Below are 15,595 nucleotides of genomic sequence, written 5' to 3'. Positions count from 1 at the left end.
GGGGTGGTTCGGTGTATACGTGTCGTATGCCGACGTCACGGGAGTCCGGTCGCGAGCGCGCGTTGCACTACCTGCGCGAGACCGTCCTGGTCGATCCGGAGGTGCAGGGCACGTTCCTCAACGAGAACGAGCTCGCCGGCCGGATCGGGGTGTCGCGCACGCCCGTCCGTGAGGCGTTGCTGCTGCTCGTGGCCGACGGCCTGGTCGAGATGCTGCCCGGTCGCGGCGCCTACGTGCCACCGCTGACCGGCCGGCAGATCTCCGAGCTGATGGACCTGCGCGGGGTCCTGGAGCAGCACGCCGCCCGCGCGGCGATGGACGCCCACGGCGTCCCGTTCGAGGCGATGGACGCGGCCCTGGGCCGGCAGCGTGAGCTCGCCGGCGCCGGCGGGGACCCGGCCGAGTTCATCGAGCTCGACATGGTGTTCCACCAGGCACTGGTCGACGCCGCCGGCAACACCCTGCTCTCGCGGACCTACGCCGGACTGCGGGTGCGCCAGCGCCGGGTCGGGGTGACCGCTCTGTTCCGGACCGAGGGCCGGCGCCAGGCGGTCTGCGCCGAGCACGGCCGGATCATGACGGCGCTGGCCGGGGACGACCCGGACGCGGCGGCGAAGGCGATCGACGAGCACCTGCAGCTGACCCTGCGCGTACTGCTCAGGGCGTGACGGACAGGTAGGCCTCGTCCTCGGCGTGGTCGGGGTCGCGCCCCAGGACCAGCCCGGTGACGGTCAGGGCGCAGGCGACGGCCAGGTAGATCGCGACCGGCACCCAGTTGCCCGTCCCGCCGGACAGCGCGGTGAACGCCAGCGGCGCGATCGCCCCGCCGACGACACCGGCGATCGTGTAGGCGAGCGAGCTGCCGGTGTAGCGCAGCCGCGGCGAGAACTGCTCGGTCACGAACGCGGCCTGCGGCCCGTACATGAACGAGTGCAGCGCGAGCCCGACGACCACGCCGAGCACGAGCAGCCCGAACGAGCCACCGGAGATCATCGGGAAGAACACGAACGGCCACACCCCGGCGATCGCGGCGGCGACACCGTAGACCACGCGCCGGTTGACCCGGTCGGTCAGCGCGCCCGCCAGCGGGATCGCGGGGAGCTGGAGGGCCGACCCGATGAGGATCGCGCCGAGCACCTCCGAGCGGGAGAACCCGAGCCGGCTGGTGGCGAAGGTGAGCACGAAGACGGTGAACAACGCGTAGCTGACGTCCGGGCCGATCCGGCTGAGGATCCCCGCGAGCAGCGGGCGCCGCTCGGCGGTGAACACCTCGCGCACCGGCGCGGACGGCCGGTCACCGGACTCGGCGATCGCCCTGAAGACCGGGGTGTCCTCCAGCTTCAGCCGGATCCACAGACCGAACGCGACCAGCACCGCCGAGAGCAGGAACGCCAGCCGCCAGCCCCAGTCGAGGAACTGCTGGTCGGTGAGCAGCACGGTGAGCAGCGCGAGCACGCCGTTGGAGAGCAGGTTGCCCGCCGGCGGACCGACCTGGGCGGCCGAGGCCCAGAACCCGCGCCGGCGGGGGTCGCCGAACTCGCTGGAGAGCAGCACCGCACCGCCCCACTCGCCGCCGACCCCGACGCCCTGGGCGAAGCGCAGCAGCACCAGCAGGATCGTCGCGGCGACGCCGATGGTGCCGTAGGACGGCAGCAGGCCGATCAGGAACGTCGCGACGCCGATCAGCACGAGCGTGATGACCAGGACCTGCTTGCGGCCGATGACGTCGCCGAGGCGACCGAACACGACGCCACCGAGCGGGCGCGAGACGTAGCCGACGGCGTAGGTCGAGAACGCGAGCAGCAGACCGGTCAGCGGGTCCGCGGCCGGGAAGAACAGCACAGGGAACACGAGGGCCGCCGCCGCGGAGTAGACGGCGAAGTCGTACCACTCGAGCGAGGTGCCGGTGAGGCTCGCGACGAACGCCTTGCGCAGGTCACGGCGGTCGACCGGTGGTGACGAGGAGGCGGACGTCGAGGTCATCGCGGACTCCCGGGGTCGGTGGTGGTCGGTGGACGGGCCTCATACTTGCTGTATACACAGTGTGTGCGCAACCCTCGCGCACATCGGTTACGCGACGTACACATCTGACGGAGGTCCCCCGTGACGCTCGAACTGGCCCTGCCCGACGGCAGCACCCGCTCGGTGGAGGTCCACCGGGTCTTCAACGCCGGGTACGCCGGACGCGCCCAGGAGGAGGTCGCCGCGCACGTCGCCGAGCTGGCCGAGCTGGGCGTGCCGGCCCCGGACACGGTGCCGGCGCTCTACCCGGTCTCGCCGTACCTGGCGTCGCAGACCGACCGGGTCCCCGCCCAGCACGGCCGGACCTCCGGCGAGGCGGAGTGGGCGCTGGTCGTCGGTGACGACGTGACCGACCCGCTGCTGACCGTCGCCTGTGACCACACCGACCGCGCCCTGGAGGTGCACGGCGTCGCGTGGAGCAAGAACGCGGGTCTCGACGTCCTGGGCCGGAAGGCCTGGCGGCTGTCGGAGGTCGCCGACCGGCTCGACGACATCAGCCTGCGCGCGTGGGTCCGTCACGGCGGCAGCGAGGAGCTCGTGCAGGACGCGACGCTGGCCGCCCTCCTCCCGCCCGGATACTGGGTCGACCTGCTGCGCGAGCGCGGCTGGCTGGTGCCCGGCACCGTCCTGCTGTCGGGGACCGTCGCGATGAGGCCGGGGGTCGACCAGTTCGCCGACGCCTGGCGGGTGGAGCTGCACGACCCGGCCACCGGCGACACGATCGGCCTGACCTACGAGGTCGACCGGCTCCCGGAGCCGATCGGCTGACCGGCCGCCCGGCGGCGACCGGTCGGCAGGCCCGGTGGACGTGGCCGGGATCGCCCGCGGGCACCCGGCGCCGGCCGTGACGCCCGCCGCATCGGCGGGCGCGGCCGCCGCCCGTACCGGGTGGCACCATCGTCGTCATGCTCCGTCACTCCCCCGGCACCCCGTCCCGTGACCGGCGTCTCGCTCTCGGGCTCGCGGGGCTGCTCGGCACCGCCGCCGTCCTGCACGTGGTGCGGCCCGAGCCGTTCGACTCGATCGTGCCGCGCAGCCTGCCCGGGGAGCCCCGGTTCTGGACCTACGCCTCCGGGGCCGCCGAGGGCGCCGTCGCCGCGGCGGTCGCGCATCCGCGGACCCGGCGTGCGGGCGGCTGGGCCGCGGCAGCGCTGTTCGCGGCGGTGTTCCCGGCGAACGTGTCGATGGCGCTGCACTGGAACCGCAAGGACCCGCTGTACCGGGCGATCGGCTGGGGTCGGCTGCCGCTGCAGGTCCCGCTGGTGCTGTGGGCACTGCGGATCGCCCGCAGCCCCCCGCGCGGCTGACCGGAGGGTGGGCGGCCGGTAGACCGAAGTCGATCGTCCACCGCCCGATGCCCGCTGCGCCGGACGGACCCCCCGGGGTCTGATGGCGCCGGGCCCGGGACCGCCGGCGTCCACGTCGTCGCCCGGGGGGACACATGACGTCGTCGACCACGGTCCGGGACTCCGGCGCTGCGCCCACGGCGGTTCCGCGGCTCGCGCGGCTGCCCGTCGGGATCGTCGCCGGGGTGGTGGCCGTCGTCCACCTCGTCATGGGGGCGCTGGGGCGCGGGTACTGGTTCGACGAGGCGCTGATGCTGGCGATCGGGCGGCACCACCTCGACTGGGGGTCGGCCGACCAGCCCCCGGTCGCACCGGCGCTGGCCGGGCTCGCCGACGTCCTCGCACCCGGGGTGAACGGGGTGCTGCGGATCGTGCCGTCGCTGGCGACGGCGGGCGCGGTCGTCGTCGCCGCGTTGATCGCCCGCGAGCTGGGTGGCGACCGCCGCGCCCAGGTCCTCACCGCGCTCGCCCAGGCCACCGGGCTGTGGGTGACGCTGTTCGGGCACTTCCTGACGCCGTACTCGCTGGAGCCGCTGCAGTGGGCGCTGCTGCTGTGGCTGCTGGTGCGCTGGACCCGGGTCCGCGACGACCGGCTGCTCCTCGCTGTCGGCCCGCTCCTCGGCCTGGCCGCGCTGACGAAGTTCCAGGTGATCCTGCTGGGCGCGGTGCTGGTCCTCGCGATCGGCGTGGCCGGGCCGCGGGCGATGCTGCGGCGGCCCGCGTTCTGGTGGGCCGCCCTGCTCGGGGCACTGATCGCGTCACCGACACTGGTGTGGCAGGCCGTGCACGGCTGGCCGCAGCTGCGCATGACGTCGGTCGTCGCGCAGGAATCGGTGCTGTTCGGCGGGCCGGGCCCCAACGCGGTGGCGATGCTGCTGCTGGCCGGGCTGCTCGGCACCGTGCTCGTCGTGGTCGGGACGGTCGCGGCGTTCACGACGCCGCGGCTGCGGCCGTACCGCTTCGTCGCGGTGGCCTTCCTCGTGCTGTGGATCGTGTTCGCGGTGACCGTGGGGCGTGCCTACTACCTGTGCGGGCTGCACGGTGCCGTCGCCGCGCTCGGGGCGGTGTGGTTCCAGGAGCGGCGCGCGACCGGGCGACGGCGGTGGTCCTGGGTGGCGTGGCCGGCCGGGGTGCTGTCGGTCGCCCTCGCCGCGGCGATGCTGTCCGCGAGCGCCGGGGCGGCCGACCCCGCCGTGCCGGAGCGGATCGTCGGCGAGGTCGCCCGCGTCCGCGACGGGCTGCCCCCGGACCAGCGGGACCGCGCCGTCGTGGTGGGCGGCTCCTACATCTTCGCCGCCTACGTCGACACCGCCGACCCCGCGCTCGGCCTGCCGCCCGGGTACAGCGGCAACCGCAGCTACGGCTACTTCGACCCGCCCCCGGACGACCACGACGTCGTGATCTTCCTCGGCCGGGACCCCGGCCTGCTGGCACCCACCGGGGTGGTACTGCGACCGGTGACCGACCTCGGCGACGGCAACCGCATCTGGCTGGGCGAGGGCCTGACGCGTCCGTGGTCGCAGGTGTGGCCGCAGCTGCGGACCCTCGTCGTCGACTGAGCCCGGGCCGGACCCGGCCCGCCCGGGTAGCGTCGCGGACGTGCCCGAGGGAGACACCGTGTACCTGGCCGGCAAGCGGCTGCACACCGCGCTGTCCGGGCACGAGCTGCTGCGCGGCGAGCTGCGCCATCCGCGCCTGGTCGAGCACGACCTGGCCGGGCTGACCGTGACCGGCGTCGTCTCCGTCGGCAAGCACCTGTTCACCCGGTTCGACGACGGCCGCAGCCTGCACAGCCACTTCCGGATGGACGGCTCCTGGCACCTGTACCGGCCGGGCATGCGGTGGCGCCGGGTCGCGCACGAGGCGCGCGCGGTGCTGGAGACCGCCGACCGGGTCGCGGTCGGGTTCGCCCTGCACGACCTGGAGCTGCTCGCCACCGACGACGAGCACACCCTCGTCGGTCATCTCGGACCCGACCTGCTCGACCCGGACTGGGGCCCCGGCCACGACGCCGAGGCGCTGCGCCGGATGACCGCCCGGGCCGGCCACCCGCTCGGGCTGGTACTGCTCGAACAGCGGGTCATGGCCGGTCTCGGCAACCTCTACCGCAACGACATCTGCTTCCTGCTGGGACTCACGCCCTGGGTGCCGGTCCGCGACGTGCCCGACCTGCCCGGGGTCATCGACCTGTCGCGGCGGCTGCTGTCGTCGAACAAGGACCGCCCGGAGCAGACGACGACCGGCTCGCTGGCCGCCGGCGAGGCGCACTGGGTGTTCGAGCGGCCCGGACGCCCGTGCCGCCGGTGCGGGACCCGCATCCGGACCGCAGACCAGGGCGACGACCACCGGGCCCGGGTCACCTACTGGTGCCCGCGCTGCCAGACGGGACCGTCCCCGCGCCCGGTGCGCCGGGCGACAGGCCCGCGCCGCGGTGCCCCCGGGCGACCGCCACCCGGCGCCGCCCGCACCCGCTGACCCCTGCTGCCACGGGCGCCACCGGCGGCCGGGCCTGCGGACAGCCGCCCGGGCCCGGACACACGTCCGCCGCGGTCCCTGGGCGGGACCGCGGCGGACGGGACGGAACGGGCGAGCGGCTCAGGCGGTGCCGGGCTGCTGCTGGTTCTGGGTGTTCTGCTGCTGGGCCGGCGCCGGCGAGGACGGCAGCTGCTGCTGCGCCTCCCCCTGGCCCACCTGCGGGGCCTGCTGACCCCCGGCGATCGGCGCCCCCGACATCGACGCCCGGATCTGCTCCAGCCGCGACATGCCGGCCATGTCGGTGGTCGACTGCTGGACCTCCAGCATCCGGCCCTGCACCGAGTTCTGGGCCAGCTCCGCGGACCCGAGCGCGGTCGCGTACCGCTTCTCGATCTTGTCGCGGACCTCGTCGAGCGAGGGCGCGTTGCGCGGCGCGGAGAGCTCGCTCATCTGCTGCAGCGACTTCGCGGCCTGCTCCTGCATCTTGGCCTGCTCGAGCTGGCTGAGCAGCTTGGTCCGCTCGGAGATCTTCTGCTGCAGCATCATCGAGTTCCGCTCGACGGCCTGCTTGGCCTGCGCGGCGGCACCGATCGACTGGTCGTGCAGCGTCTTGAGGTCCTCGACGCCCTGCTCCGCGGTCACCAGCTGCGTCGCGAAGGTCTGCGCCGACTGCTCGTACTGCTGGGCCTTCTGCTCGTCGCCCTGGGAGCGGGCCTGGTCGGCCAGGACGAGCGCCTGCCGCGCCGACGACTGCAGCTTCTCGATCTCGCCCAGCTGCCGGTTCAGCTTCATCTCCAGCTGACGCTGGTTGCCGATCACCGCGGCCGCCTGCTGCGACAGCTGCTGGTGCTGGCGCTGCGCGTCCTCGATGGCCTGCTGGATCTGCACCTTCGGGTCGGCGTGCTCGTCGACCTTCGACGAGAACAGGGCCGACAGATAGCTGAAGAACTTGGTGAATCCGTTGGCCATCTCTGCGCGTCCTCCGCCTGCGTTCGCTCGCGACCGTGCCCGCCACCACGGCGGGCGTGCGGACCCCGGACCGACCCCGCGTTCCCCCCGTGGTCGGCACCGGACCTCCGGCCCTGTCCATCCTGGCATCGCTGCCGGTCTGTCCGCACCCTACCGCGCAGGAGCGGTCGGCCGGGGCGGGCCGTGCGATCAGGCGGCCGAGGCCACCGGCCCGCCCGAGGACGCCGGCGCGGCGACCACGGAACCCGGCCGCCCGGCCAACCGCAGCTCGGCGTGCCGCTGCCCGATCGGGACGAGCACGTCGTCGCGACGGCCCGCGGCCGCGGCGGACGTCGCCGTCGCCATCTCGGCGGCGACGATGGTCAGCAGGTCCGGCACGGAGACCCCGAGCGCCTCGCAGATCGCCGCGAGCAGCTCGCTGGAGGGTTCCTTGCGCCCGCGCTCGACCTCGGAGAGGTACCCGAGGCTCACCCGCGCGGCCCGCGAGATGTCGCGCAGCGTGCGCCGGCGCGCGGTGCGCACCTCACGCAGCCCACTGCCGATCGCTTCCCGCAGCAGCATGTGCCCTCCTCGACTGCTCCCCGGACACCCGGTGATGTCTCACCGTACCGACTTCCCCGGTTCCCACGCGCCGTGACGCTGTCCGCCCACGGCGAACACCTCAACGCCGCGCGGGCCCCGGATCGTCCCCGCAGGTCAGGCGGTCCGGGGGCGGACGGCCTTGCGGACGTAGTCGGCGCCGGTCACCACGGTGAGCACCAGCGCGACGGCCATCACCGCCCACTGGAGGACGAGCACGGCGGTCGCGGCGGCGCCGGGGCCCAGCAGCTCCGGCAGCGGGAGCAGGAACAGCCCGATCGCGACGGTCTGGGCGACGGTCTTGGCCTTGCCGCCGCGGCTGGCCGGGATGACCCCGCGACGGCGGATCACGACGAAGCGCAGCGCGGTGATGCCGAGCTCGCGGACGACGATCACGATCGTCGCCCACCAGGGCAGCACCCCGAGGATCGACAGCCCGATCAGGGCGGCGCCCATCAGGGCCTTGTCCGCGATCGGGTCGACCAGCGCACCGAACCAGGTGACGAGCCCGCGGCTGCGGGCCAGCTGGCCGTCGAGCCGGTCGGTGGCCGCCGCGATCACGAACACGGCGAACGCGACCAGCCGCCACATCACGTCCTCGCCGCCGTCGACGAACAGCGCGACGACGAACACCGGGACGAGCAGCAGCCGCAGGACGGTCAGCGCGTTCGCGATGTTCAGCAGCGGCGGGTCACCGACTCCGGCGGTGCCCCCGGCCGGGTGCGAGCTCATCCGGCTGCGGAGGCCGCCGGGACGGCCGCGGCCGGCACACGCGGGTCGAGCAGTTCCAGGGCCTCCACCAGCAGGTCGACACCCTCGGTGTCCACGACGCGGCAGCGGACCAGGTCACCGGGTCGCAGCGAGTCCGGCTCCGGGCCGTCCTGCGCCGCCCCGACGACGGTGGACTCGCCGTCGGCGTCGGGGCCCTGGTGCGCGGCGCGGCCGGTGCAGTCGTCCTCGTCGCTCTCCCCGGACTCGACGAGCACGACGACCTCGGTGCCGATGCGTTCCTCGGCGCGCTGTTCCATCAGCTCGTCGACCAGCGCGGAGATCCGCGCGACACGGGCCTGCACCTCGGCCGGGTCGACGTGGCCGTCGTAGCCCTCGGCCTCGGTGCCGTCCTCGTCGGAGTAGCCGAACACACCGACGGCGTCGAGCCGGGCGCCGGTGAGGAAGGCCTCCAGCTCGGCGAGGTCCTCCTCGGTCTCGCCGGGGAACCCGACGATGACGTTGGAGCGGATCCCGGCCTCCGGGGCGAGCGCGCGGATGCGTTCGCAGAGGTCGAGGAAGTCGGTGCGCGACCCGAAGCGGCGCATCCGGCGCAGCACCCGCGCCGACGCGTGCTGGAACGACAGGTCGAAGTAGGGCGCGACGCCCGGCGTGGTGGCGATGACCTTGAGCAGGTCGGGCCGCAGCTCGGCCGGCTGCAGGTAGGCGACCCGGATCCGCTCGACCCCGTCGATCCCGGCGAGCTGCGGGAGCAGGTCGACCAGCGCGCGGGTGCCGCCGGGGAGGTCCTTGCCGTAACTGGTGGAGTTCTCGCTGACCAGGACGAGCTCGCGCACGTCCTGCCGGGCGAGCCAGGCGGCCTCGCCGAGCACGTCGGCCGGCGGGCGGGACACGAAGCTGCCGCGGAAGCTCGGGATGGCGCAGAACGCGCAGCGGCGGTCGCAGCCCGACGCGAGCTTCAGCGACGCGACCGGCCCGCCGGAGAGGCGGGTACGCGCGATGTCGGGCACCCAGTCGTGACCGGGGACCGAGACGTCCGCGGTGGCGGCGGGGCGCTCCACCGGCGAGATCGGGAGGAGTGTGCGGCGGTCGGTGGGGACGTGCGGGGCGGGAGCGTGCCCGCCCAGGACGTCGCCGAGGCGCTCGGCGAGCTCGGGGTAGGCGTCGAAGCCGAGCACCGCGTCGGCCTCGGGCAGGTCGGCGGCCAGCTCGGCGCCGTAGCGCTCGGCGAGACAGCCCACGGCGACGACCTTCGCCCCCGCCGGACGGGCCACGTCCGACGCGGCCAGCACGGTGTCGATCGAGTCCTTCTTCGCCTGCTCGACGAATCCGCAGGTGTTGACGACGATGACGTCGGGGCTGCCGTCCTCGGCGTCGACCAGCTCCCAGCCGGACCCGGCCAGGCGGCCCGCGAGCTCCTCGGAGTCGACCTCGTTGCGCGCGCAGCCCAGCGTCAGCAGGGCGGCGCGCCGGGGTGCGTTCTCGGGGGAAGCCACGGGTACCAGGGTAGACGCCGGGTCCGACGGCCCCGGTCTAGGCTCTCCTGCCGTGCCCGAGCCCGTCCCCGCCCCGGTTCCCGACGTGATCGTCCGCCGTGCCCGCACCCGCGACGTCCGCCGGATCCGCGAGCTCGTCGACGAGTACGCGGGCACGGTGCTGCTGGCCAAGGAGACCGTGACCCTGTACGAGGCGGTCCCGGAGTTCCTCGTCGCCGAGGTCGACGGCACGGTCGTCGGCTGCGGCGCCCTGCACGTGCTCTGGGAGGACCTGGGTGAGATCCGCACGGTCGCGGTGTCGCCGTCGGTGCTGGGCCGCGGGGTCGGGCACCGGATCGTCGCCGCCCTGATCGACGGCGCGCGCGAGCTCGGGCTGGAGCGGCTGTTCGTGCTGACGTTCGAGAAGCAGTTCTTCGCCCGGCACGGCTTCGCCGAGATCGACGGGACGCCGGTGTCGGCCGAGGTGTTCGCGGCGATGCTGCGCAGCTACGACGCCGGCGTCGCCGAGTTCCTCGACCTCGCCCACGTGAAGCCGAACACCCTGGGCAACGTGCGGATGCTGCTCACCCTCTGACCTCAGCCGGTGGCGGCCCTCACCGCCGCGACCACGGCCCAGACCAGCGCGGCGACGATCGCGACGACCAGTGCCACCAGCAGCAGCACCGGCGCCAGCGCCACGACGACGCCGATCAGCACCTTCGCCGCGGTCCCGAGCGCGGCGAACCCGCCCTTGATCGCGCCCCACACCGGGTTGTCACCGCGGGCGAGGGCCTTGCCCGCGCCGAGCGCGGCGCCGAGACCGGGCCCGCCGTCGGCCGCCATCCGCTCCAGCGAGTCGGCCAGGCGGTCGACCTGGTCGCAGGCGAGCGCGGCGATCCGGTCGACGAGTGCGGCCAGGATCCGCTCCCCGGCGGCGCGCAGCTGCGTCATCGGGTCGGGCGGCGCCGGCGGGGTCGCCGTGCCCGGCTCCGGGGCCTGCGGGACCGCGGGGGCCTCCTGCGTCGCGATGCTCATCGGGTCCTCGCGGGGACGGCCATGACGATCGGTCCTCTCGGTTCCGGGTGTGTGTCGGTTTCCGCCCTCCCGGGCGGGGGAACGCTGCAGTCCATGCCGACGAGCGGAGGGAGCGCGGCCATGCGGCCACCGGACCGGTCGACGCTGGACCTGCTGCTCCTCGGCGCGGTGCACGACGCCCCTGGCGACGGGGCCGCGGTCCGCGACGCCGTGCTCGACCGCTCCGGCGGCGCGCTGGCCCTGTCGGCGGGCCCGGTGTACCGGGCGCTGCACCGGCTCGAACGGAACCGGCTGGTGCGACGCCCGGCCGGGAGCCGCGGGTACCGGCTGACGCCGGGCGGGGAGCGGGTGCTGCGGTCGCGGACCCGCGAGTTCGAGGCGCACGTGCGGGCGGTGCGGGCGGTGCTGCCCGGCGGGGGTGTCACGAGCGGTGCCGGGGCAGCAGCGGACCGAGCGGGCCGAGCTCGAGGTTCAGGTCCGCCGCGGTCAGACCGAACTCCGCGGTGAGCTCGTCCATCGCCTCCTCGAGGTGCATGAGGGCGCTGCCGAGGTCCTCGACCTCGTCGTCGGTGAGGTCGCCCTGCTCGACGCGGCGCAGCGCCTGGCGCTCCATGAGCTGACGCAGCAGCTCGACGATCGTCAGCACCAGCTTCATGAGGTCCCGGCGGACGGCGTCGCGGTCGATGTCGATCCGGCCGCCGGGGCGCGGGTCAGGCGTCATCGGGCGGCTCCTCCCCCGCCTGCCGCCCGGCCGGGGCGATCGACACGATCAGCGCGCGCAGCGAGATGCGGATCAGGTCCACCCCGGCCAGCGAGACGGTGACGTCCCCGGCCAGCACGACCCCGCCGGCGAGCAGCCGGTCCAGCAGGTCGACCAGCGCGACCTCGCGGTGGGCGAGGCCGGTCTCCCCCGTGCTCACCGCTCCTCCTCGACGAACGAGTACGGCACCCACGGCCCGGTGACCACGACGGTGAGCCCGGCGCCGTCCGCGGCCCCCGTGACGGCGGCGCGCCAGGTGTCGCGGTCGGCGTCGTCGACCAGGTAGGCGCCGTTGAGGACCATCGGCTCGGTGCGTCCGGTCAGCGCGGGGGCGTGCAGCCGGTGCCGTCGCGTCGTCACCGCGGCCCGCGCCGCCGCCTCGTGCAGCCGTTGCGCCGCGGCGTGGGCGGTGTCGTCGTCGCCCGCGACGCGGTCGAGCTCCCGGCGACGGCGGCGCAGGTACTCGGCCCCGGACGACGCCCGCCCGGCGTCGCGGCGCTCCGGCCGCGTCGTGGCGTAGGCCTTCACGCCCCACTCGGTGCGGCCCCGGAGCCGGTCCAGGACCTCGGCGAACGCGGTGTGCCGTTCGGTCAGCACGGCGCGGACCCGGTCGTCGTCGCGGTAGACCGTCGCGAGGGCGAGCGGCGCGACGACGGTGCGCGCACCGAGCGCGTCGACGACGGCGTGGTGCTCCCGCGCGGTGGTCGCCAGCCAGGTCAGGTCCTCAAGCCGGGCGGTCAGGGCGCTCTCGCCGAAGTCGGACTCGGGGACGGTGCCGGTGGCGGCCCAGAGCGCGTCGCCGCCGGTCACCGTGTGCACCGGGCGGCCGCCGATGCCGGTGAGCCCGGCCAGGTCGGGCGGGGCAGCGTCGCCCACGGCGTAGACGTAGGTCAGGTCCACGGCTCAGTCCTTCCCGCGTGCCGGGCGACGGGTGGTGGTCGTGCGGCGCCGCCGGGTGGCGGCGGGACGGGTGCGACGCGGTGGGGCCTCGGGTCCGTCCCCGTCCTGTTCCGCGCCGGCCCGGTCCCCGTGACCGGCCGGGTCGGGTCCGTCGTCGGGTTCGGCCTCGCCGGGTTCGTCCTCGCCGGGTCCGTCGTCATCGGTCTCGTCGGCCGGTCCGTCGGCGGCGTCGTCGGCGGCGGTCCCGTCGGTCTCGGCGTCGGTCTCGGCGTCGGCGACGGCCCGGTCGATCGACCTCTCGACGGCGGCGTCGTCGGCCCGGGCCGATGCCCCGTCAGGACCGTCGTGGGTGTCGTCGGACGGCGCGGAACGCTCGTCGGCGGGGAGCAGGCGTTCGAGGCGCTCCACCCGGTCACGCAGCCGTGCGTTCTCCTCCTCCAACTCGTCGCGGCCGCCCGACAGCGTCGGGTCGCGCTCCCACCAGTCGATGCCCATCTCCTTGGCGCGGTCCACCGAGGCCACGACCAGCCGGATCTTGATGGTCAGCAGCTCGATGTCGAGCAGGTTCACCTGGATGTCGCCGGCGATGACGATGCCCTTGTCCAGGACGCGCTCGAGGATGTCGGCCAGGTCGGTGCCCGACTGCTGGGGTGGTCGCTCGGTGCGGCGCTGCGGCGCACCGGGACTGCTCCAGCGGACGGCGTCGCTCATGGTCCTCCCTCAGTCGTCGTCGCCGCGGCCGCGCGGGTAGCGCCGGACCCGCTGGTACGACATCAGCTCGGCCTCGTCGTCGAGCTCGGCCTCGTAGACGGCGAGCACGTCGGAGGAGTCGGGGATGCGCTCGGTCTCGACGACCTCGACACCGACCAGCCAGCTGTCGTCCTGCCTGCGGACGAACGTGACCCCCTCCGGTGCGCGGCCGGTCATCTCCGCGATCTGTTCGACGGCGGCGCGGGCGGCCGCGCGGGCGCCGATGCGACGCCGGGGCGGGTCGGGTCGCGCCTCCGGCTCCGCGTCCTCAGGCTCCTCGCCCTCTGTCACCTCGTCGTCCGGTCCCTCGTCCTCGGGGGAGTCGTCCTCGTCGAAGCCGTCCTCCTCGTCGTCACCGAGCTGGTCCACGATCCCCTCGGGCTCGGGCTCCCCCTCCTCCTCGGACCCGGGATCGGGATCGGGCTCGTCGTCGGGCTCGTCGTGGGAGTCGAGGTCGGTCTCCCGGTCGTCCCCGGTATCGGTGTCGGCCTCGTCCCCGGTCCCGTCGTCGGCTCCCGTGTCGTCCAGGACCTCCTCGTCCCGGTCGCCCACCGGCTCCCGGTCCGGCTCGTCGCGGCCGGCACGTCCCCGCCGCGGGCCTCCGCCCGCCGGGCGACGCCGCCGCTGCGGGGGCTGCTCCTCCGTGTCGTCACGGCGACGACGCGGCGCCGCCGGGGCCCGGTCGTCGTCGCGGGGCCGGGTCCGGTGCGCGGGCCGCTCCCCGGTCGCACCGTCGTCGCCGGACCGGCGACGACGGGCGGGCTCGTCCCCGGCGGAGCGACGACGCACCGGCCGCTCGCCGGTGTCGCGACGCCGCTCGGACCCGCCGTCCCGTGCACCGCGTCCGCCCCGCTCCGACGGCGCGTCGGCGGCCCGGTCCTGCGCGGTGTCGGAGCGGCGGCGCGACGACCCACCGTCGGCCGGACGTCGCCGCCGGGGCGGTAGCTCCCCGTCCGCCGACCGACGGCGCGGCGCGGCGTCGTCGTCCACCGAGCGACGACGCGGCGGAGCATCGTCCTCCCCGGACCGACGGCGTCGTGGAGCCTCCCCCGCCCGTCGCCGCACCGGAGCCTCCGATCCGTCCCGCCGACGGGCCGGCTCTCCCGACCCGCGACGACGTGGTCGCTCGTCGGACGACCGGCCCTCCGGCTCAGCCACGGCCGTCCCCCGGTCGCCCCGTCAGCCGGGCCAGCAGGACCTCCTGACGCGCGTCGCGGTCGGCCTCGGAGATCTCCCCCTGCTCGTAGGCCCGTTCGGCCTCGTCGATCTGCCGGCGCACCGCGACCGGGTCGTAGAGCCGGGCGTGGGCCTGTTCCTGCAGCTGCTCCCCCACCCACACGACGCCGCGCAGCGGTGCGAGCGGCAGGCCGAGCAGGCCGCGCAACAGCCCCATCAGCCCTCGGCCTCGGGTGGTTCGGGCAGGAAGTCGTACGGTGCGACCGGGCCGATCAGGCGCAGCCGCACCCGCTCGTCCCACTCGTCGCCGAGCGCATCGACGGCCTGCTCGAAATCGCCCACCCGGTCGCGGTGCACCAGCAGCGCCAGCTCGACGGCGCCGTCCTCGGCGGCGGGCTCCTTCACCGACGTCGCGACGGCGAACGGGCCCAGCCGCTCCACGGCGAAGTCCGCGTCGTCGGACCGGATGCGCTCGACGTGGCCCGCGATCGCCTCACCGAGCCGGATGCGCTCGTAGTACGTGGCGTCCGGGTCCTTGCCGCGCACGGCCTCACCGAGCTCCTGGATCTCCCGGTCGGCCTCGACGATGTCCGCCACCAGGCGGTCGGAGTCGTAGCGGCCGGCCAGCACGAACTGCCGGCAGCCGTCGAGCTGCTCCAGCGCCCAGGCGAAGTACTCCTGGTGCGCGGCGAGGAGCTCGTCGACGACGGCGCGGTCGTCGTCGACGACGCCGCCGAACCGCATCGGCAGCACGGTCGTGCTCCCGGCCAGGGTGTTCACGGTGCGCTCGTGGGCCAGGAGGTCCTCGCGGCTGCCCAGCGGGGCGTCGCGCGGGACGTCGCTGACGACTGCGGCGAGCCGCCCGTGGTCGATCACCGCCACCTCCTCACCGCCGCCGACGGGGGTCAGCCCCTCGGGCAGGTCGATGTCGGCGGCGACGACGGCGTAGACGTAGGTCGCACTGCTCACCCGCTCCTCTCCTTCCGCGAGCGACGCTCACCCCGGAGGTCGTCGAACTTCTCCTTGCCCGCCTCGATCACTCCTTTGGTGGCTCCTTTCGAAACCCCTTTCGAGCCGCCCTCCGAGATGCCGCTGACCACCTCGCCGAGGTCCTTGCCGCCCTTCTGGTGCAGGTCGAGGCGGTTGGTGGCCTCCGCAAACCGCAGGTAGGTGTCCACACTGGCGACGACGATGCGGGCGTCGATCGTGACCAGCTCGATCCCGACCAGCGAGACCTTCACGAAGATGTCGATGACGAGACCCTTGTCCAGGATCAGGTCGATGACCTGGGCGAGGTCGCCCTGCGGGGCGCGGTCGACCCGGCCGCCGCCCCCCTGTCGATGGCTGACGGTCACGGTGTCCGTCCCTCCGTTCGCAGG

At 74.7% G+C, this 15,595-nt stretch carries 21 protein-coding genes; 7 read left to right on the top strand and 14 right to left on the bottom strand.

Features of this window, described 5'->3' with window-relative positions; genetic code table 11:
- Positions 1-26 precede the first annotated feature (26 nt).
- Positions 27-668 carry a GntR family transcriptional regulator gene (locus tag ATL51_RS24370; RefSeq protein ID WP_100880052.1) on the top strand — a complete coding sequence of 214 codons (642 nt, stop codon included), beginning with the start codon at positions 27-29 and terminating at the stop codon, positions 666-668.
- On the opposite strand, the gene ATL51_RS24365 is transcribed toward ATL51_RS24370, so the two are convergent.
- Entirely contained in the window at positions 658-1,983 is a 1,326-nt protein-coding gene (locus tag ATL51_RS24365; RefSeq protein WP_100880051.1) for an MFS transporter, read from the bottom strand. The genes ATL51_RS24370 and ATL51_RS24365 overlap by 11 nt on opposite strands.
- A 120-nt stretch (positions 1,984-2,103) precedes the next feature.
- On the opposite strand from ATL51_RS24365, the gene ATL51_RS24360 reads away from it, so the two are divergent.
- The 4 genes from ATL51_RS24360 to ATL51_RS24345 all read left to right on the top strand — a co-directional run bounded on the left by ATL51_RS24360 (position 2,104) and on the right by ATL51_RS24345 (position 5,843).
- The gene (locus ATL51_RS24360; protein WP_100880050.1) at positions 2,104-2,790 is read left to right on the top strand and encodes a DUF2848 domain-containing protein; all 687 of its coding nucleotides are present in this window, start codon (positions 2,104-2,106) and stop codon (positions 2,788-2,790) included.
- 137 nt (positions 2,791-2,927) lie between these two features.
- Complete coding sequence (locus ATL51_RS24355; protein WP_100880049.1) at positions 2,928-3,329, top strand: MauE/DoxX family redox-associated membrane protein; 402 nt, start codon at positions 2,928-2,930, stop codon at positions 3,327-3,329.
- Positions 3,330-3,463: 134 nt separating this feature from the next.
- Complete coding sequence (locus ATL51_RS24350; RefSeq protein WP_100880048.1) at positions 3,464-4,927, top strand: glycosyltransferase family 39 protein; 1,464 nt, start codon at positions 3,464-3,466, stop codon at positions 4,925-4,927.
- Between the two features lie 40 nt (positions 4,928-4,967).
- Positions 4,968-5,843 carry a DNA-formamidopyrimidine glycosylase family protein gene (locus ATL51_RS24345; RefSeq protein WP_100880047.1) on the top strand — a complete coding sequence of 292 codons (876 nt, stop codon included), beginning with the start codon at positions 4,968-4,970 and terminating at the stop codon, positions 5,841-5,843.
- A 120-nt stretch (positions 5,844-5,963) separates the two neighbouring features.
- Here the strand turns inward: ATL51_RS24345 and ATL51_RS24340 are convergent, their stop codons facing one another.
- The 4 genes from ATL51_RS24340 to rimO all read right to left on the bottom strand — a co-directional run bounded on the left by ATL51_RS24340 (position 5,964) and on the right by rimO (position 9,616).
- Complete coding sequence (locus ATL51_RS24340; RefSeq protein ID WP_073578099.1) at positions 5,964-6,812, bottom strand: PspA/IM30 family protein; 849 nt, start codon at positions 6,810-6,812, stop codon at positions 5,964-5,966.
- 189 nt (positions 6,813-7,001) lie between these two features.
- On the bottom strand, positions 7,002-7,373 hold the full coding sequence (locus tag ATL51_RS24335; RefSeq protein ID WP_073578100.1) for a helix-turn-helix domain-containing protein: 372 nt from the start codon (positions 7,371-7,373) through the stop codon (positions 7,002-7,004).
- A 135-nt stretch (positions 7,374-7,508) separates the two neighbouring features.
- On the bottom strand, positions 7,509-8,123 hold the full coding sequence (pgsA, locus tag ATL51_RS24330; protein WP_100880046.1) for a CDP-diacylglycerol--glycerol-3-phosphate 3-phosphatidyltransferase: 615 nt from the start codon (positions 8,121-8,123) through the stop codon (positions 7,509-7,511).
- Complete coding sequence (gene rimO / locus ATL51_RS24325) at positions 8,120-9,616, bottom strand: 30S ribosomal protein S12 methylthiotransferase RimO (protein ID WP_100880045.1); 1,497 nt, start codon at positions 9,614-9,616, stop codon at positions 8,120-8,122. The genes pgsA and rimO overlap by 4 nt, the downstream gene beginning before the upstream one ends.
- A 52-nt stretch (positions 9,617-9,668) precedes the next feature.
- Here rimO and ATL51_RS24320 point away from each other — a divergent pair, with 52 nt between their 5' ends.
- Entirely contained in the window at positions 9,669-10,190 is a 522-nt protein-coding gene (locus ATL51_RS24320) for an amino-acid N-acetyltransferase (protein WP_100880044.1), read from the top strand.
- A gap of 2 nt (positions 10,191-10,192) precedes the next feature.
- Here ATL51_RS24320 and ATL51_RS24315 read toward each other — a convergent pair whose 3' ends face one another.
- Positions 10,193-10,630: a hypothetical protein gene (locus tag ATL51_RS24315; protein WP_100880043.1), complete on the bottom strand. Its 438-nt coding sequence runs from the start codon at positions 10,628-10,630 to the stop codon at positions 10,193-10,195.
- Between the two features lie 21 nt (positions 10,631-10,651).
- Here ATL51_RS24315 and ATL51_RS29945 point away from each other — a divergent pair, with 21 nt between their 5' ends.
- Entirely contained in the window at positions 10,652-11,137 is a 486-nt protein-coding gene (locus ATL51_RS29945; RefSeq protein WP_100880042.1) for a PadR family transcriptional regulator, read from the top strand.
- Here ATL51_RS29945 and ATL51_RS24305 read toward each other — a convergent pair.
- The 8 genes from ATL51_RS24305 to gvpJ form a co-directional block, all read right to left on the bottom strand.
- The gene (locus ATL51_RS24305; protein ID WP_073578104.1) at positions 11,052-11,351 is read right to left on the bottom strand and encodes a gas vesicle protein K; all 300 of its coding nucleotides are present in this window, start codon (positions 11,349-11,351) and stop codon (positions 11,052-11,054) included. The genes ATL51_RS29945 and ATL51_RS24305 overlap by 86 nt on opposite strands.
- Positions 11,341-11,550, bottom strand: coding sequence for a gas vesicle protein (locus ATL51_RS24300; protein WP_062401191.1), 210 nt, complete (start codon positions 11,548-11,550; stop codon positions 11,341-11,343). The genes ATL51_RS24305 and ATL51_RS24300 overlap by 11 nt, the downstream gene beginning before the upstream one ends.
- Positions 11,547-12,290: a GvpL/GvpF family gas vesicle protein gene (locus ATL51_RS24295; protein WP_100880041.1), complete on the bottom strand. Its 744-nt coding sequence runs from the start codon at positions 12,288-12,290 to the stop codon at positions 11,547-11,549. Before ATL51_RS24295 ends, ATL51_RS24300 begins: the two co-directional genes overlap by 4 nt.
- Positions 12,291-12,293: 3 nt before the next feature.
- Positions 12,294-13,001, bottom strand: a complete 708-nt coding sequence (locus tag ATL51_RS29940; protein WP_392567385.1) for a gas vesicle protein — start codon at positions 12,999-13,001, stop codon at positions 12,294-12,296.
- A gap of 9 nt (positions 13,002-13,010) precedes the next feature.
- A complete protein-coding gene (gene gvpO, locus ATL51_RS29590) occupies positions 13,011-14,030 on the bottom strand; it encodes a gas vesicle protein GvpO (RefSeq protein ID WP_301549170.1) in 1,020 nt (339 codons plus the stop codon).
- Positions 14,031-14,190: 160 nt separating this feature from the next.
- Positions 14,191-14,433 carry a gas vesicle protein GvpG gene (locus ATL51_RS24280; protein WP_100880040.1) on the bottom strand — a complete coding sequence of 81 codons (243 nt, stop codon included), beginning with the start codon at positions 14,431-14,433 and terminating at the stop codon, positions 14,191-14,193.
- A complete protein-coding gene (locus ATL51_RS24275; RefSeq protein ID WP_100880039.1) occupies positions 14,433-15,185 on the bottom strand; it encodes a GvpL/GvpF family gas vesicle protein in 753 nt (250 codons plus the stop codon). Before ATL51_RS24275 ends, ATL51_RS24280 begins: the two co-directional genes overlap by 1 nt.
- Complete coding sequence (gene gvpJ, locus ATL51_RS24270; protein ID WP_100880038.1) at positions 15,182-15,571, bottom strand: gas vesicle protein GvpJ; 390 nt, start codon at positions 15,569-15,571, stop codon at positions 15,182-15,184. The genes ATL51_RS24275 and gvpJ overlap by 4 nt, the downstream gene beginning before the upstream one ends.
- Positions 15,572-15,595 lie beyond the last annotated feature (24 nt).

This window comes from Pseudonocardia alni, assembly GCF_002813375.1.
Taxonomy (GTDB): domain Bacteria; phylum Actinomycetota; class Actinomycetes; order Mycobacteriales; family Pseudonocardiaceae; genus Pseudonocardia; species Pseudonocardia alni.
Note: the sequence above shows the minus strand (reverse complement) of the source record. Positions and strands in the feature narration are given on the sequence as shown.

What these genes read in the sequence shown, in the direction of transcription:
- ATL51_RS24335 (WP_073578100.1), bottom strand. Translation starts at nt 7,373, where the DNA reads ATGCTGCTGCGGGAAGCGATCGGCAGTGGGCTGCGTGAGGTGCGCACC.
- ATL51_RS24340 (WP_073578099.1), bottom strand. Translation starts at nt 6,812, where the DNA reads ATGGCCAACGGATTCACCAAGTTCTTCAGCTATCTGTCGGCCCTGTTC.
- ATL51_RS24350 (WP_100880048.1), top strand. Translation starts at nt 3,464, where the DNA reads ATGACGTCGTCGACCACGGTCCGGGACTCCGGCGCTGCGCCCACGGCG.
- pgsA (WP_100880046.1), bottom strand. Translation starts at nt 8,123, where the DNA reads ATGAGCTCGCACCCGGCCGGGGGCACCGCCGGAGTCGGTGACCCGCCG.
- ATL51_RS24365 (WP_100880051.1), bottom strand. Translation starts at nt 1,983, where the DNA reads ATGACCTCGACGTCCGCCTCCTCGTCACCACCGGTCGACCGCCGTGAC.
- ATL51_RS29945 (WP_100880042.1), top strand. Translation starts at nt 10,652, where the DNA reads ATGACGATCGGTCCTCTCGGTTCCGGGTGTGTGTCGGTTTCCGCCCTC.
- ATL51_RS24355 (WP_100880049.1), top strand. Translation starts at nt 2,928, where the DNA reads ATGCTCCGTCACTCCCCCGGCACCCCGTCCCGTGACCGGCGTCTCGCT.
- ATL51_RS24280 (WP_100880040.1), bottom strand. Translation starts at nt 14,433, where the DNA reads ATGGGGCTGTTGCGCGGCCTGCTCGGCCTGCCGCTCGCACCGCTGCGC.
- ATL51_RS24315 (WP_100880043.1), bottom strand. Translation starts at nt 10,630, where the DNA reads ATGAGCATCGCGACGCAGGAGGCCCCCGCGGTCCCGCAGGCCCCGGAG.
- ATL51_RS29940 (WP_392567385.1), bottom strand. Translation starts at nt 13,001, where the DNA reads ATGAGCGACGCCGTCCGCTGGAGCAGTCCCGGTGCGCCGCAGCGCCGC.
- ATL51_RS24370 (WP_100880052.1), top strand. Translation starts at nt 27, where the DNA reads ATGCCGACGTCACGGGAGTCCGGTCGCGAGCGCGCGTTGCACTACCTG.
- ATL51_RS24305 (WP_073578104.1), bottom strand. Translation starts at nt 11,351, where the DNA reads ATGACGCCTGACCCGCGCCCCGGCGGCCGGATCGACATCGACCGCGAC.